Source organism: Duganella violaceipulchra, assembly GCF_019166075.1.
GTDB classification, from domain to species: Bacteria; Pseudomonadota; Gammaproteobacteria; order Burkholderiales; family Burkholderiaceae_D; genus Rugamonas; species Rugamonas violaceipulchra.
Window position 1 is genome coordinate 103672 of sequence record NZ_JAHTGR010000001.1, and the last position, 15546, is coordinate 119217.

Annotated in this window: 9 protein-coding genes; 7 read left to right on the forward strand and 2 right to left on the reverse strand. The window is 66.0% G+C overall.

The annotated features are described in order from the left end of the window. The first annotated feature begins 69 nt into the window (after positions 1–69). The 5 genes from KVP70_RS00435 (at position 70) to KVP70_RS00455 (ending at position 8517) form a co-directional block, all read left to right on the forward strand. Positions 70–480 carry a hypothetical protein gene (locus KVP70_RS00435; RefSeq protein WP_217940058.1) on the forward strand — a complete coding sequence of 137 codons (411 nt, stop codon included), beginning with the start codon at positions 70–72 and terminating at the stop codon, positions 478–480. A gap of 162 nt (positions 481–642) precedes the next feature. After that, positions 643–1914, forward strand: coding sequence for a TolC family protein (locus KVP70_RS00440; protein ID WP_217940059.1), 1272 nt, complete (start codon positions 643–645; stop codon positions 1912–1914). Further along, complete coding sequence (locus KVP70_RS00445; protein ID WP_217940060.1) at positions 1911–3197, forward strand: efflux RND transporter periplasmic adaptor subunit; 1287 nt, start codon at positions 1911–1913, stop codon at positions 3195–3197. The genes KVP70_RS00440 and KVP70_RS00445 overlap by 4 nt, the downstream gene beginning before the upstream one ends. An 11-nt stretch (positions 3198–3208) precedes the next feature. Beyond that, complete coding sequence (locus KVP70_RS00450; RefSeq protein ID WP_217940061.1) at positions 3209–6334, forward strand: efflux RND transporter permease subunit; 3126 nt, start codon at positions 3209–3211, stop codon at positions 6332–6334. A gap of 62 nt (positions 6335–6396) precedes the next feature. After that, positions 6397–8517, forward strand: a complete 2121-nt coding sequence (locus KVP70_RS00455) for a copper-transporting P-type ATPase (protein ID WP_229224495.1) — start codon at positions 6397–6399, stop codon at positions 8515–8517. 16 nt (positions 8518–8533) lie between these two features. On the opposite strand, the gene KVP70_RS00460 is transcribed toward KVP70_RS00455, so the two are convergent. Further along, the gene (locus tag KVP70_RS00460; protein WP_217940063.1) at positions 8534–10138 is read right to left on the reverse strand and encodes a bifunctional aminoglycoside phosphotransferase/ATP-binding protein; all 1605 of its coding nucleotides are present in this window, start codon (positions 10136–10138) and stop codon (positions 8534–8536) included. A gap of 74 nt (positions 10139–10212) precedes the next feature. Continuing rightward, positions 10213–12081 carry an AMP-dependent synthetase/ligase gene (locus KVP70_RS00465; protein WP_217940064.1) on the reverse strand — a complete coding sequence of 623 codons (1869 nt, stop codon included), beginning with the start codon at positions 12079–12081 and terminating at the stop codon, positions 10213–10215. A gap of 330 nt (positions 12082–12411) precedes the next feature. Here KVP70_RS00465 and KVP70_RS00470 point away from each other — a divergent pair, with 330 nt between their 5' ends. After that, entirely contained in the window at positions 12412–13668 is a 1257-nt protein-coding gene (locus tag KVP70_RS00470) for an ABC transporter substrate-binding protein (protein WP_217940488.1), read from the forward strand. Positions 13669–13671: 3 nt separating this feature from the next. Then, on the forward strand, positions 13672–15393 hold the full coding sequence (locus KVP70_RS00475; RefSeq protein WP_217940065.1) for a diguanylate cyclase: 1722 nt from the start codon (positions 13672–13674) through the stop codon (positions 15391–15393). Positions 15394–15546 lie beyond the last annotated feature (153 nt).

The following is a 15546-nucleotide window of genomic DNA, read 5'->3' on the forward strand; positions in this document are numbered from 1 at the left end:
CTTTCTGCGCGAGCCGATCGCGTAGTATGCTAGCTGTATATCATCCAGACAGCCTTTAGCCGAAGCGCCATGCGGATTTCCCGTTCATTCAAGACCTATGCGGCACTGTTCGTGCTGGTCAGCATACTGTTCATGCAGTTTGCTGTCGCTGCCTACGCATGTTCGGGGGGGCCGGCGAAAGCTGAGGTGCAACAGGGGAAATTTGCGGACTCTGCTGGAGATCATCAACACATGGCGGGCTGCCGCGATCGGGCCGCAGCACCATCGCCCCTGTGCCATGCGCACTGCCAACCGGACGGCCAATCGCTGGATCGTCCGATCCATCCCGATGTCGTCCCGTTCGTGGCGACACAACTCGTCGCATCCCTGGTCCATCACGCCGTCCACTACCGAACCATCGCCCTGGTCGACAACGACGGCTCCTTGCTGCGCACCACCGCGCCGCCTGCGACCGTTCGAAACTGCTGTTTCAGAATCTGACACGCCCACCTGGGCGATGACATCGCCACCGCGGAATCACACGGGCATCCACCCTTTCAGGTCGATGCATGCCGTTGCGGCGTCGCGTTGCGGGAATGACCACGCAACCCGACAGTAAGCGCCCCTGCCGCATCCATCGATCCCCGCAATACAGGAGAGTATATGCAATATGCAATGAGCGCCCTTCCCGGCGCCCTTGGGCTAGTCATCGCCCTGGCCGCTGGCGCCGCCGTGGCGCAGACCATGCCAGGCGCCACCGTTGACAGCCTGTTGGACTTGGCCAGGGCGAATAATCCCGATTACGCAGCACAGCGCCATGACGCCGCCGCCGCCGCCGAACGCATCGGCCCGGCCGGCGCCCTGGCCGACCCCAGGCTGCGCATCGAGCTGCAGGACGTCACGATGGGGGGCGAGCAGAACCCGTCGCTCTCGCCCAGCCGGGCCGGCAGCACGCGCTACCAGATCATGCAAGACTTGCCCTGGTTCGGCAAACGCGACCTGAAACGCTCGATCGCGACACAGAATGCCGACGCCGCCAAGGCTGGCGCCGCAAGCGCCTGGCAAGACATCGCCGCGCGGATCAAAGGTGCGTACGCGCAGTCCTACTACCTGTTCCAGAACGAGCGCTTGACACAGGAAATCCTCGATCTGATGAGCAGCCTGGAAAAGGTTGCCCAGGCGCGCTATGCCAGCGGCCTCGCGGCCCAGCAGGATGTGATCCGGGCCCAGGTGGAACTGACCACGCTGAGCAACGAATTGATCAGCCTTGAGAGCGACATCCGCATGAACCGGGTCCAGCTCAACATGCTGTTGGCGCGGCCGGCCTACGCGCCGTTGGCGCCGCCGATGCAGACGCTGCCCCAGCCGGTATCGGCGCGCCTCGATTATGCGTTGCTGGAACAGCGGCTGCGCGCCGGCAATCCGCAACTGTTCGCCGCCAACGCCAAGCTGCAAGCGGCAGAACTGGGGCGCGACCTGACGCTCAGGAACCGGTATCCCGACTTCACGGTGGGGATCGCACCCGTGCAATCGGGGCGCTCGGTCAAGAATTGGGAGTTGATGGTGGAACTTAACATCCCACTGCAACAATCGTCGCGCAGGTCGCAGGAGCGTGAGGCGCAGTCCATGCTCGCCGCCGCCCGCTCCCGCAAGGAGGCGACGGCCAATCAATTGCTGGCCGAACTGGCGGGAGACTTGTCGGGGCTGGAAGCGGCGCGGCGCGTCGAGCACCGCGTCGCCGACAGCCTGATACCGCAGGCACAACTCACCTTCAACGCCGCGTTGGCCGGGTATGAAAACGGCAAGGTCGACTTTGCGACCGTACTCGACGCACAACGCCAGATCCGGATGGCCAGGCAGAGCCGCTTCAAGGCGCAGCTCGATGCGGCAGCACGGCTGGTGGAGATTGAACGCTTGCTGGGAGAAACATTATGAATCGGGGAACCCTCGCACTACTGGCCCTGGCGGCTGCCGGCGCCATCGCCGCCGGCGGCTACTGGATGGGCCAGCGCAGCAACGCGGGCGCTACGGCACCACACGGCGCTGCGGCCACCGCCGCGAGCGCGACAGCGCCGCGCAAACTGCTCTACTACCGCAATCCGATGGGATTGCCGGACACCTCTGCCACCCCGAAGACAGACCCGATGGGCATGGCCTATGTGCCGGTATATGAAGGACAGGATGACGGAGGAAACGCGCCGACGAATCGCGTCACGCTCAACACCGACAAGGTCCAGAAGCTGGGCGTGAGGACCGAGGCCGCCGGTGTCAAGGCGCTGGACAAGGTCGTGCGCGCGGTCGGACGAATCGAGCCTGACGAGCGGCGCACCTATACCATTGCGCCGAAATTCGAGGGTTATGTCGAGCGCCTGCACGTCAACGCCACCGGCCAGGCCATCGGCAAGGGCCAGGCGCTGTTCGAAGTCTACAGTCCGGATTTGGTGACCGCGCAGCGCGAGTACGTGATCGCGCAGCAAGGCGTGCAGTCGCTGGAGGCCGGCGGCAGCGATGCCCAGTCGGGCATGAAGCAGTTGGCCGCGGCCGGCCTGCAGCGCCTGAAGAACTGGGACATCTCCGATGAGCAGTTGCGCTTGCTGGAGCACGGCGGCGCGCCCCGCCGCACCTTGACGTTCCGCTCGCCGGTGTCCGGCATCGTCACCGAGAAGAAGGCGGTGCAAGGCATGCGTTTCATGCCCGGCGATATGCTGTACCAGATCACCGACCTGTCGACGGTATGGGTATTGGCCGACGTCTTTGAGCAAGATATCGGCGCCGTCCGGCTGCACGCCAAGGCCACCGTCACGCTGGACGCCTATCCTGGCCGCGCGTTTGATGGGGATATCAGCTATATCTATCCAACCCTCAAGGCCGAGACGCGCACCGCCACCGTCCGGGTGGAACTGTCCAATGCCGGCCAGCTGCTCAAGCCTGGCATGTTTGCCAGGGTCGAGCTGGCCGTGCCGGCCGCCAGCCGGGCCGTGACCATTCCCCTGTCTGCGGTGATCGATAGCGGCACGCGCCGCATGGTGCTGGTCCAGATCAAGGCGGGGCAATTCGAGCCGCGCGAGGTGCGCCTCGGGATGCGCAGCGACACCTATGTCGAAGTGCTCGATGGCGTGCGGGAGGGTGAGCTGGTGGTGGTGGCCGCCAATTTCCTGATCGATGCCGAAAGCAATCTCAAGGCTGCCGTGAGCGGCTTCGGGCACGCGGGCCAATAACGGAAAACACCATGCTCAATAAAATCATCGACTGGTCGGGCAGGAACATCTTCATCGTCCTTCTGGCCACACTGTTCATCATCATTGGCGGCATCTATGCGGTGGCCAAGACGCCGATCGATGCGCTGCCCGATCTGTCCGACGTCCAAGTCATCGTCTACACGGAATTCCCCGGCCAGGCGCCGCAGGTGGTCGAGGACCAGGTGACCTATCCATTGACGACGGCCATGCTGTCCGTGCCGAAATCGAAGGTGGTGCGCGGCTTCTCCTTCTTCGGCGCCTCGTTCGTCTACGTCATCTTCGAGGACGGCACCGACATCTACTGGGCCCGCTCCCGGGTGCTGGAATACCTGAACTTCGCCTCCGGGCGCATGCCCAAGGGCGTGACGCCCCAGATCGGGCCGGACGCCACCGGCGTCGGCTGGGTCTATCAATATGTGCTGCTGGCCAAGGACCGGACGCTGGCCGAACTGCGCACCCTGCAAGACTGGTACGTGCGCTACCAGCTGGCCAAGGCGCACGGCGTGGCCGAAGTGGCGTCGATCGGCGGCTTCGTTCAAACCTATCAGGTCACGGTCGATCCGCTGCGCTTGCGCGCCTATGGCATCGCCTTGTCCAAGGTGAGCCAGGTGATCCGCGATTCGAACCGCGATGTCGGCGGCCGCGTTGTGGAAATGGCGGAAACCGAGTACATGGTGCGCGGTCGCGGCTACCTGCGCGGGCGCGGCGACCTGGAGAATCTCGTGGTCAAGAGCGACAAGGGAACGCCGGTCCTGATCCGCGACATCGCCCGGGTGGAACTGGCCCCCGACGAGCGCCGCGGCCTGACCGAGCTCAACGGCGAAGGCGAGGTGGTCTCCGGCATCGCCATGTCGCGCTACGGGCAAAACGCGCTGGAAGTGATCCGCAACCTGAAGGAGAAGATCAAGGAAATCAGCGCCGGCCTGCCGGATGGCGTGTCGATCGAAGCGGTGTACGACCGCTCGGAACTGATACACCGCGCCATCGATACGCTGAAAGGCACGCTGGTCGAGGAAAGCGTCATTGTCGCCATCGTCTGCGTGGTCTTCCTGCTGCATGTACGCAGCGCCCTGGTGGCGATCGTGATGCTGCCGGTCGGCGTGCTGATGGCATTTATCGTCATGCATCTGCTGGGCATGAGTTCCAATCTCATGAGCCTGGGCGGGATCGCCATCGCGATCGGGGCCATGGTCGACGCGGCGATTGTGATGATCGAGAACGCCCACAAACACATCGAGCGCATGCGGGACGGCGATACACGCGCGGAGGCCATCATCTGCGCCTGCAAGGAAGTGGGACCTTCGCTGTTCTTCTCCCTGCTGATCATCACCGTGTCCTTCCTGCCAGTGTTCACGCTCGAATCCCAGGAAGGACGCCTGTTCTCGCCGCTGGCCTACACCAAGACCTTCGCCATGGCAGGCGCGGCCATCCTGTCGGTCTCGCTGGTCCCGGTGCTCATGCTGTTGTTTGTCCGTGGCAGGATACTTCCCGAAGCGAAAAACCCGGTGAACCGCTTGCTGATCTGGCTCTACCGGCCGATCATCCAGGCCGTGCTGCAGTGGCGAAAAGCGACGGTCATCGTCGCCGCGCTCGTCGTGCTGCTCTCCTACTACCCCGCCTCCCGCCTGGGCAGCGAGTTCATGCCCGCGCTGAACGAAGGAACGCTGCTGTACATGCCCGCCAGCCTGCCCGGCATGACGATCACCAAGGCCGCCGAGCTGTTGCAGACACAGAACAAGATCATCAAGGGCTTTGCGGAGGTCGCCTCGGTCTATGGCAAAGCCGGCCGCGCCAATACGGCGACCGATCCGGCGCCCACCGAGATGTTCGAGACCGTCATCAACCTCAAGCCGGAATCGGCCTGGCGGCGCGGCATGACGATCGACAAGCTGATCGCGGAAATGGACCAGGCGCTGCAGATACCGGGCGTTGCCAACGCGTGGACCATGCCCATCAAGGCACGCATCGACATGCTCTCGACCGGCATCCGCACGCCGATCGGCATCAAGGTATTCGGCAAGGATCTCGAGCAGATGGAGCAGCTGGCCAAGCAGATCGAAGCGGTCGTCAAGCAGGTGCCCGGCACCACCTCGGCCTTCGCCGAACGGATCACCGGCGGCTACTACCTGAATATCGAGCCGGACCGCGCACAGCTGGCCCGCTATGGTCTATCCGTGGGCGAGGTGCAGGATGTGATCGGCACCGCGCTGGGCGGCGAGATGGTGACCACGACCGTGGAGGGCCGCGAGCGCTTTGGCGTCACCGTGCGCTACCCGCGTGAACTGCGCGGCGACCCGCAGCAGATCGGCGCCGAAGTGCTGGTGCCCGTGACGGACGGCGGCATGATTCCGCTCGGGCAGCTGGCCCACACCGAACTGGCGAAAGGTGCGCCGGGCATCCGCACGGAGAACGCCCTGCTGTCGGCCTACATCTTCGTCGACATCCGCGACCGCGATATCGGCGGCTACGTGGCCGACGCGCGCAAGGCCGTCAACGCCCAGGTCAAATTCCCGCCGGGCTATTACGCCACCTGGAGCGGACAGTTCGAATACATGGAGCGCGCCATCGAGAAGATGAAGCTGGTGGTGCCGGTCACGCTGCTGATCATCTTCCTGCTGCTGTATCTGAACTTCCGCCGCTTGACGGAGACGCTGATCGTCATGCTGTCGGTGCCGTTCGCCCTGGTGGGCGGGGTATGGCTGATGTGGCTGCTCAATTACAAGCTGTCGGTGGCGGTCGCGGTCGGGTTCATCGCGCTGGCCGGGGTCGCGGCCGAGACGGGCGTCGTCATGCTGATCTATCTCGACCATGCATGGGAAGCGGCCAAGGCGCGCTGCAAGCTGTCGGGCACGCAACCGAACGCCGCGGATCTGTACGCGGCGGTCATGGAGGGCGCGGTCGAGCGTGTGCGGCCCAAGATGATGACCGTGGTGGCCATCATGGCCGGGCTGTTGCCCATATTGTGGAGCAAGGGCACGGGGTCTGAAGTCATGAGCCGGATCGCCGCGCCCATGGTGGGCGGCATGATTTCCTCCACCATCCTGACGCTGGCCGTGATTCCCGCGCTGTATGCGCTGGTCAAGCAATGGCGCATCGGCAAGGGGTGGGAAACGTAATGGCAAGGCCGGCTATCGGCAGCAGCATCGCCCTTCGGGGCGCCAACCAGGAGAACAAGATCATGAACAAACCAGAGGGAATAGAGATGCAAGCCGGGGTACTCTACACCTGCCCGATGCACCCGGAGATCAGGCTGGACCATCCCGGCAGCTGCCCGAAATGCGGGATGACGCTGGAGCCGGTGATGCCGGAGCTTGGCGACGATGACAACCCCGAACTGAAGGATTTCACCAGGCGTTTCTGGTGGACGCTGCCATTGACGGTGATCGTGACCACGTTGGCGATGTTTGGGCACCAGCTTGGCCTGTTGCCGGTCGCGACCCAAACCCTGGTCGAGTTTGCCCTGGCGACGATTATCGTCCTGTGGGCCGGCTGGCCATTTTTCGTGCGGGGAGCGCGGTCGATCATCAACCGCAGCCCGAATATGTGGACCTTGATCGGACTGGGTACGGGGGCGGCCTATCTGTATAGCGTGGCGGCGACCTTCGCGCCACAATGGTTTCCACGGTCGTTCATGTCGATGGGACGCATCGGCGTGTACTACGAGGCGGCCGCCGTCATCATCTCGCTGACACTGCTGGGACAGATGCTGGAATTGAAGGCCCGCTCGCAAACCTCGGCCGCCATCAAGTCGCTGCTGGGCCTGGCGCCAAAGACGGCGCGCCGCATCAACGCCGACGGCACCGAGCAAGACGTGCCCATCACCCATGTGCATGTCGGCGACTCGCTGCGCATCCGGCCGGGGGAAAAGGTGCCGGTCGACGGCGTCGTGCTGGAAGGGAGCAGCGCCGTCGATGAATCCATGCTGACCGGCGAACCGATACCCGTGAGCAAACGGGTCGGAGACAAGGTGATCGGCGCCACGCTCAATGCCAGCGGCGCGATGGTGATGCGTTCGGAGCGCGTCGGTTCGCAAACGATGCTGGCGCAGATCGTGCAGATGGTGGCCGCCGCGCAGCGCTCCAAGGCGCCGATGCAGCGCATGGCCGACGTGGTGGCCGGCTATTTCGTGATCGGCGTGGTGTCGATCGCGGTCCTGACATTCTTCGTCTGGGGCCTGCTGGGCCCCGAGCCCAGCTGGGTCTTCGGCTTGATCAACGCGGTCTCGGTGCTGATCATTGCCTGTCCGTGCGCCCTGGGGCTGGCCACACCCATGTCGATCATGGTGGCCACGGGCAAGGCGGCGACCCATGGCGTGTTGTTCCGCGATGCGGCGGCGATCGAAAAGCTGCGCGAGGTCGATACCCTCATTGTCGACAAGACCGGCACCCTGACCGAAGGCAAGCCGGCGTTCGAGCAAGCCATCGCGGCGGCCGGCTTTTCTGAGGAAGAAGTGTTGCGGCTGGCGGCCAGTCTCGATCAAGGCAGCGAGCATCCGCTGGCCGACGCCATCGTGCGCGCCGCGCGCGAGCGCAAACTGACGCTCGACACGCCTGCTGCGTTCGAGTCGGCAAGCGGCATCGGCGTGCGCGGCACGGTGGGCGGCAAGGCCGTGGCGCTGGGCAATACCGCCCTGATGGATCAGCTTGGCATTGACGTGCAAGCGCTGCGCTCCAACGCCGAGGCGCTGCGCACCGAGGGCGCGAGCGTGATGCACCTGGCCATCGATGGCGCGTTCGCCGGCTTGCTGGCCGTTTCCGATCCGATCAAGGCCAGCACCCGCGAAGCGCTCGACACGCTGACGACGGCTGGCATACGGGTGGTGATGGCCACCGGCGACGGTGTCACGACAGCCAGGTCGGTGGCCCGCCGGCTGGGCATTAACGAGGTGTATGGCGAGGTCAAGCCCGCCGACAAACTCGCGCTGGTCGAGAAGCTGCAAGGCGAGCATCGGGTCGTGGCCATGGCCGGCGACGGCATCAATGACGCGCCGGCGCTGGCGAAGGCCGATGTCGGCGTCGCGATGGGCACGGGCACCGACGTGGCCATGAACAGCGCCCAGATAACGCTGGTCAAGGGCGATCTGCGCGGCATTGCGACGGCGCGCCTGATCTCCGTCTCAACGGTGCGCAACATGAAACAGAATCTGCTGTTTGCCCTCGTCTACAACGCGCTGGGCATCCCGATTGCCGCCGGCGTGCTCTACCCGCTGACCGGATGGCTGCTGTCGCCTTTGATCGCGGCGCTGGCCATGAGCCTGAGTTCGGCATCCGTCATCGGCAACGCGCTACGACTTAAATAAAGGCCTGTGCAATGCATCAGCGCTTGCCAGCACGGATAGTCGCGACCAGTGCCGCGATGCGTGGCGCCAGATCGTCCGCGCCGCTGTCGAGCGGCAGCGCATGGCCCAGTTCATCGGGTGTCAGCGGCTCCAGCGCGGCTTGCTGATAGGCCAGCAGCTCCGGTCCGGCGTCGGACGCATCGGCCCCGCCCGCCGCACGCTGTGCCAGGCGCTCGCGCAGCAGCGGTGCGGCGGCGTGCAGGTCGACGATGAAAAAGGGGATCGCCAGTTCGCGCGCCAGCTGCTGGAATGGCTGCCGTTGCCGGTACAGCAGATGTGCGGCATCGACGATCACCGTGAGTCCGGATGCGGCGACGGCGCGCGCCAGCGCGAGCAGGCGCGCATAAGTCGCCTCGCCGCTGGCCTCGTCATAGATGCCCTGGCCGGCCGGCGCGGCCATGCACGTCGCCGCCGTCAGCCCGTGCAAGCGCTTGCGCTCGACATCGGAGCGGAGGCAGATCGCGCCCAACGGTCCGCTGAGCAGCGCCGCGCACACCGACTTGCCGCTGCCGGAGCAACCATGCATCAGCACCAGCGCCCCCCGCTGCGTCAAGCCGCGCACCGCCTGCGCCAAGTAGCGGCGGGCTGACGCCCTCGCCTTCCTCGCCGTCGCCGGCGCCGCGCCGTTCGCTGCCCACAAACACACTTTGCAGCGCACCAGCGCCCGCATGGCCAGGTAGTAGCCCAGCACCGCCAGTCCCTGGTAATCGTCGCTGGCCGCAAGATAGCCTTGCAACAGGCGCGCGGCCAGATCGTCGCGGCGGTGGTGGCGCAGATCCATGACGATGAAGGCAACGTCGCTAATGACGTCGATCCAGCGCAGTCCATCGTTGAACTCGATAGCGTCGAAGACTTCCACCCTGCCCTCCCAGCTGAGGATGTTGCCGCCATGCAGATCGCCATGGCATTCGCGGATGTGGCCCGCCATGCGGCGCTGCTCAAAAGCGTGCGGCGCCGCCATCTGCGCGGCGTGCCAGCGCGCCAGCGCGGCAAGCAAGCCGCGAGCGCGCCGGCCGCGCAACAGGCCGGACACGGTCGCCAGGTCGCCGCGCCCCAGCCGATCGAGGGCGCCGGCGCTGCCCCACGGCGCATCGGGCGCGGCGCCGGCGGCGCCGGCGTGGAACCGCGCCAGCTGGAGCGCCAGCGCATCGACCTCGCCGGCCTGCAGCTGGCCGGCGTCCAAGCGCGCGCTCCACAATGCCTGCTGCGGAAAGGCGCGCATGCGCACGGCAAATTCAAGCGCGGCGCCGCCGCCGTCAAGTTCGGGTTGCTCAGCGCTGCCGGTGACCGCGCTCACGCCCAGATACAAACCTGGCGCCAGACGCCGGTTCAGGCGCAGTTCTTCGAGGCAGCAATGATGGCGCGCCGCCAGCGTGGTGTAGTCGAGCACGTCCAAGCGCAACGCTTTTTTGAACTTGTAGGCCAGCTGATCCAAAACATAGACCCACGAAATATGGGTCTCAAAGCGCTGGAAGCGGCAGCCACCGCGTTCCCAGGCGGCCTCCAGAAGCTGCAACAGCGCCCGCTGGCGCTCCAGCGCGCCGGTGACGTCTGCGCCGGACGGCGGCGGAGAGCATGCCATCACGCCCACCTTTTCATTGAAGCAGGACGCATTGCCACCGCGCCTCTTCGACGCGTCGCGCACATGGCGGCCATTCAATGCACCAGGTCGGGCGATGGCTGATTGCTGCGCGCCGCATACATCGCCGCGATCTGGACGGCGTAGCGCGCCATCAAGCCTTCACGCTTGAGCTTGAGGGTTGGCGTGAGCAGGCTGTTTTCCACCGTCCACGGTTCGATCATCGCCCACGCTGCGCGCGGCGCGGCATGGCGCGGCAGCTGCGCGCACGCCTCGCGCACACGCTTGAGCAACAGCGCCTGGGTGGCCGGCGCGGCCAGGCTGTCCGGCTGGGCGGGATCGAGCGCCAGCCGCAGCGCCAGCGCGCGCCAGGCCGCGGCATCGAGCACCAACAGCGCGCTCAGGTAGGGGCGGTTGTCGCCTATCACCATCGCCTGGGCGAACAGCGGATCGCCCAGGATCGCCTGCTCGACCGTGGCCGCGGCGATCTTCTCGCCGTTCGACGTCACCAGGATATCCTTGATCCGGCCGACGATGCGGATGCGTCCCTGCTCGACGACCGCCTGGTCGCCGGTGCTGAGCCAGCCGTCGGCGCCCACCACGCGCGCGCTGTCCTCGGGACGGCCCCAGTAACCGAGCATGACGCTGGCCGAACGCACCTGCAGCTCATCGCGCGCGCCCAGCCGAACCTCGCAACCATGCAGCGCGCGGCCGACGCTGGCCGGCCAGTTGTCGTCGATGCCGTTGGTCGCCACCACCGGCGAGCACTCGGTCATCCCATAGCCCTGCAGCAAAGGCAGTCCCATCGCCAGCAAGCCTTGCGCCGTAGCCTCCGGCAACGGCGCGCCGCCGCAGATGGCCGCGCGCAGGCGCGCGCCGAACCGCTCGCGGACGGCGCGGGCGAGCAGCCGCTCGAGCAACGGCCACAACAGCGCGTCCGCCATCGCCAGGCCGCCGGTGGGCAGGCGCTGGCGGCGGCAAAAACGCCGCCAGCCCACGCCCAGCGTCAGCGCATGGAGCGCGCGCCCGGCGGCGCCGGCGGCGGCACCCCGTTCGATCTGCGCGGCGTGGAATTTTTCGTAGATGCGCGGCACCGCGACCAGCACCGTCGGGCGGATCGCGCTCAGGTCCTCCGCCAGCAGCGCCATCGAACGCGCATAAGCCACGCTGGCGCCGGCCGCCAGCGGCAGGTAATACCCGACCGTGCGTTCGAATGTATGCGACAGCGGCAGCACCGACAGGAAGACATCGTCGGCGCGCACCGGCAGCCGCGCCATCAGCCCGCGCAGATTGGCCAACACATTGGCGTGGCTGAGCATGACGCCCTTGGGCCGGCCAGTGGTGCCGGAGGTGTAGACGATGGCGGCCAGGTCGGCGCCGGCGGCGCGGCAAGCGACGGCACCCGGCTCGCCAGTGCGTTCCAGCCAGGCGCCGAGCGACACCATGCTCGGCCGCTGTTCCGGCGGCGCCGGATCGCAGGCCTGCAGCGTCACCACCTGCCGCAGATGCTCCGGCACCAGACCGCAATCGGCGATGGCGCGCCATTGCAGTTGGCTCTCCACCAGCAGCAGCGCCACCTGGCAATCGTCAAGGATGTAGCGGATGCTGGCCGGATTGTCCAGCGCATGCATGGGCACCGCCACCAGCCCGAGCGACAGCAGCGCCTGGTCGGCACAGACCGCGTCCACGCCGTTGGGCAGCAGGACGCCGACCCGCGCGCCGGCGCCGAGCATCTGCGCACTGAGCGCGCGCTGCCAGCACGCGACCCGCAGCTGGATCTCGCGCCAGCTGTAGCTGCGCCAAGCGCCGGCCACGCTGTCGTACTGCCGGTAAGCCAGCGCCTGCGGCGACTGCCCCACGCGCCAGGCAAACAACTCGCCCAGCGTGCTGATGCCGCGCAGCGCCGTCGCGGCGGCGGTCGCTTCCATCGACGTGCCTGTTTCCATCAAGGTCTCCTGGCGGCGCCGCCCGTGCGGCCACCGTAGCCCCACCTTAACCGCCACGCCGGCGGAAGTCATCGCCGCCACTTGAGCCAGATCAAATAGCGCGTGGATATCCACGTGCGTCCACCTTCCAGCAGCCGAAATTGAGCGAATGTGTGCAATTTCGTGACTACCAAGCAGCAGTTTCACACCATGCGATTCCCTTATGGCAACATTTGTGATCTAATGGTATCTCAACGAAGGCCGATTGCTCACAGCGGCTGTAACGTAATGGAAATGCCAAGCAAGACTGCGACCGGACAATTGTTGAAACGACGTACCCTATGCCTTGCATTGCTGGCCCAAGCCCTGGCGGTCGCCGGCTGCGGCGATGGCAGTCCCGCGTCCGCCACGGCGGCGCCGCCGCCGACCGTCATCACGGCCTTGGTCTGGGCGCCGGACTGGCCGCAGGAAATGCACCACATCGCCGCCGCCTTCACGCGCGCCCATCCCGACATCAAGGTCAACGTCCAGTTCATGATCGGCAATTCGGTCGAAGAAAACCTGAAACCACGGGTCGCCTCGAACCAGCTGCCGGATTTAATCTCGGTCAATCCCAATGCCTACGCCGCCGGCCTCGCCGCGCAGGGCCTGCTGGCCGACGTCAGCGGCACCGCGGCGTGGTCCAATATGCTGGATCTGCTCAAGCCGGACTGGACCACCGCCAACGGCCAGCACTTCGGCATCGCCAGCGGTGTGGCGGCCACGCTGATCTACTACAACAAAGCCATGTTCCAGCAGGCCGGCGTGCACCGGCTGCCGACCAACTTCGACGAGTTCCTGGCCGCCTGCGCGCTGCTCAAGAAAGCCGGCCTGACGCCGCTGATCCTCGACGGCGGTTTTCCCAACATGCTGGGCAACGGGCCCTTCAGCTACGGCTTCGCCAACAATGTCGCGGCGGCCAGGCCGGACTGGCGCCGGCAACTGGCCAGCGGCCAGCTCGACCTTGACACCGCCGAGACCGCCGACATCTTCGCCAAGATCAAGCTGCTGGCCGCGCGCGGCTACGTGCAGCACGGCTATATGAACACCTCCTACGACCAGGGCATACGCCTGTTCGCGGAGGGCAAGGCAGCCATGGCCTTTGAAGGCAGCTGGGCCGCCGGCCGCCTGCTGGGCGGCAAAACGGTCGATGCCGGCGTCTTCATTCCGCCCTGGAACGCGGCCGGCAAGACGGTGGTGCCGGTGGTCGGCAGCGAGACCGGCTTCGCCGTCTGCAATACGCGCAACCGCGCGGCGGCCATGTTGCTGCTGGAGTTTATGGCCAACGCCGGCTATCCGATCCAGCAAAATGCCCGCCACAATATTTCGTCGATGAAGCGCGTCGATGGCCAGCTGCTGACCGACCCGCAACTGAGCGCCTATATGCAGCAAGTCAGCCAGTACGCCAGCGCGGTGCCGCCCTACTATGCCTTCCTGCCCGCCAACAGCATCGAAACGCTGCACCCGCTGCTGCAAGACGTTTTGTCCGGCAAGATCACGCCGCGCCAGGCCGCCCGCAAACTGGATGCCTCGGTGCGCAGCGCGTCCGCGGCGGGCCGCAAGGACTGAGCCATGCCAAAGCGACGCTACCTGCCGGCCGGCCTGCTGCGCCAGATCGCCATCCGCTACCGCCTGTTCGGCGCGCTGATCCTGATCTCGCTGCTGCCGCTGCTGGTGACCGGTTATATTTCCTGGGCCGAATCGAGCAACGCGATCCAGCAAAAGAGCCGCCTGTTCGCCACCGAGATCGTCAAGCAGGTCGCCAAGAATCTGCAGTTGCGCATGGCCGACATCGAGGCCGGCAGCGAAGCGCTGGTGTTGTCGGACCCGGTGCAAGCGGCGCTGGCGCGCTATGCCGGCGACAGCCCAGCCGAGCAAGGCCGCGCGCGCGCCGACCTGACCCACATCCTGCTGGCCAACTACGGCTCGTTCCAGGACGTCGACCAGAAATACTTCCTGACGCCGGACCACCAGGTACTCGATCCGCAGGTGTTCGCCCAGCTCGGCCAGGGCGTCGGCGACTTCAGCCGCGCGGCGGCATCGCGCAAGGGGCGGCCCTACTGGGGCACGCTGGATTTGTGGGACGGCCAGCAAAGCATCGCCATGGCGCGCCAGATTTACTTCAAGAGCGACAACCAGCTGGCCGGCAGCCTGTTCCTCGGCATGCGCTCGACCCGGTTTTCCACCATTTTCGACAACGTCAACCTCGGCGCCGGCAGCGAGATCTTCATCGTCGACCTGCGCGCCGGCCGCCGCCTGATCCAGAGCAACGAAGGCGCCGGCAACAGCGTCGCGCCGGCGCTGCTGAAGCAGATCGCCGCGGCCGCCCGGAACGGCGAGACCACCGGCCACCTGGCCTACAACGCCATCGCGTCCGGCGCCACGCGGGCGTCCGGCTACCTGGCTGTGTACACGCCGGTGCCGCGCACCAACTGGTATGTGGTCAGCACCTTGCCCAACGACCTGCTACTGGCCGAGGCCCAAGCGGTGCGCGACGACATCGTGCTGATCGGCGTGATCTCCTTTCTTTGCGCGCTGCTGATGGGCTATGGCATCGCCCGCAGCATCTCGTCGCCGCTGGAGAGGCTGGCCGGCATCATGCGCGAAATTAAGCCGGGCAACTACGCGCTGCGCATGCATGACGAAGGCAAGGACGAGATCGCGCTGCTGGCGCAAAAGTTCAACGAGATGGCGGCCAACATCGCCCAATCGCACGAACAGCTGGAACAGCGCGTGGCCGAGCGCACCCGCGACCTGGAGCAGGCCAACCTCAAGCTGTCGGCGCTGAGCATGACGGACGGCCTGACCGGCATCGCCAACCGTCGCCGCTTCGACGAAGTGCTGGCCGCGGAACTGGGGGCCACGCTGCAGCGGGCCGCCCAGCCGCTGGCGCTCTTGATGATCGATGTCGACTACTTCAAGGCCTACAACGACCACTACGGCCACCAAGCGGGCGACGCCTGCCTGCGCCAGGTGACAACGATGCTGCACCAGCACGCGCGCCGCGCCAGCGACCTGGCGGCCCGCTACGGCGGCGAGGAATTCGTCATGCTGGCGGCCGACACCGATGAAGCGACGGCGCTGGCCCTGGCCGAATCGATACGCGCCGCGCTGGAACAGCTGCAACTGCCACATGAAGGCTCGCCGCTAGGCCATATCGCCGTCAGCATCGGCGTGGCGGTATTGCCGGCCGGCGCCGCGTCCGGCGCGGAGGACTTTATCCGCGCGGCGGACCAGGCCCTGTACCAGGCCAAGAAGCAGGGCCGCAACCAGGTGGTGCTGGACCAGCACTAATCATCTTGTTTAATATTATTAAAAACGTTTACCTTGTTTTCGGCAATATGCGGTTGACTGGCCTCGGCGGCGCACACGCTCCAAGCCGGAGTAGTCCTACAAGCAGGCCGCAGTTGCGCTGATAGTTCGCGGACTCTGGAATGGCTACGATGA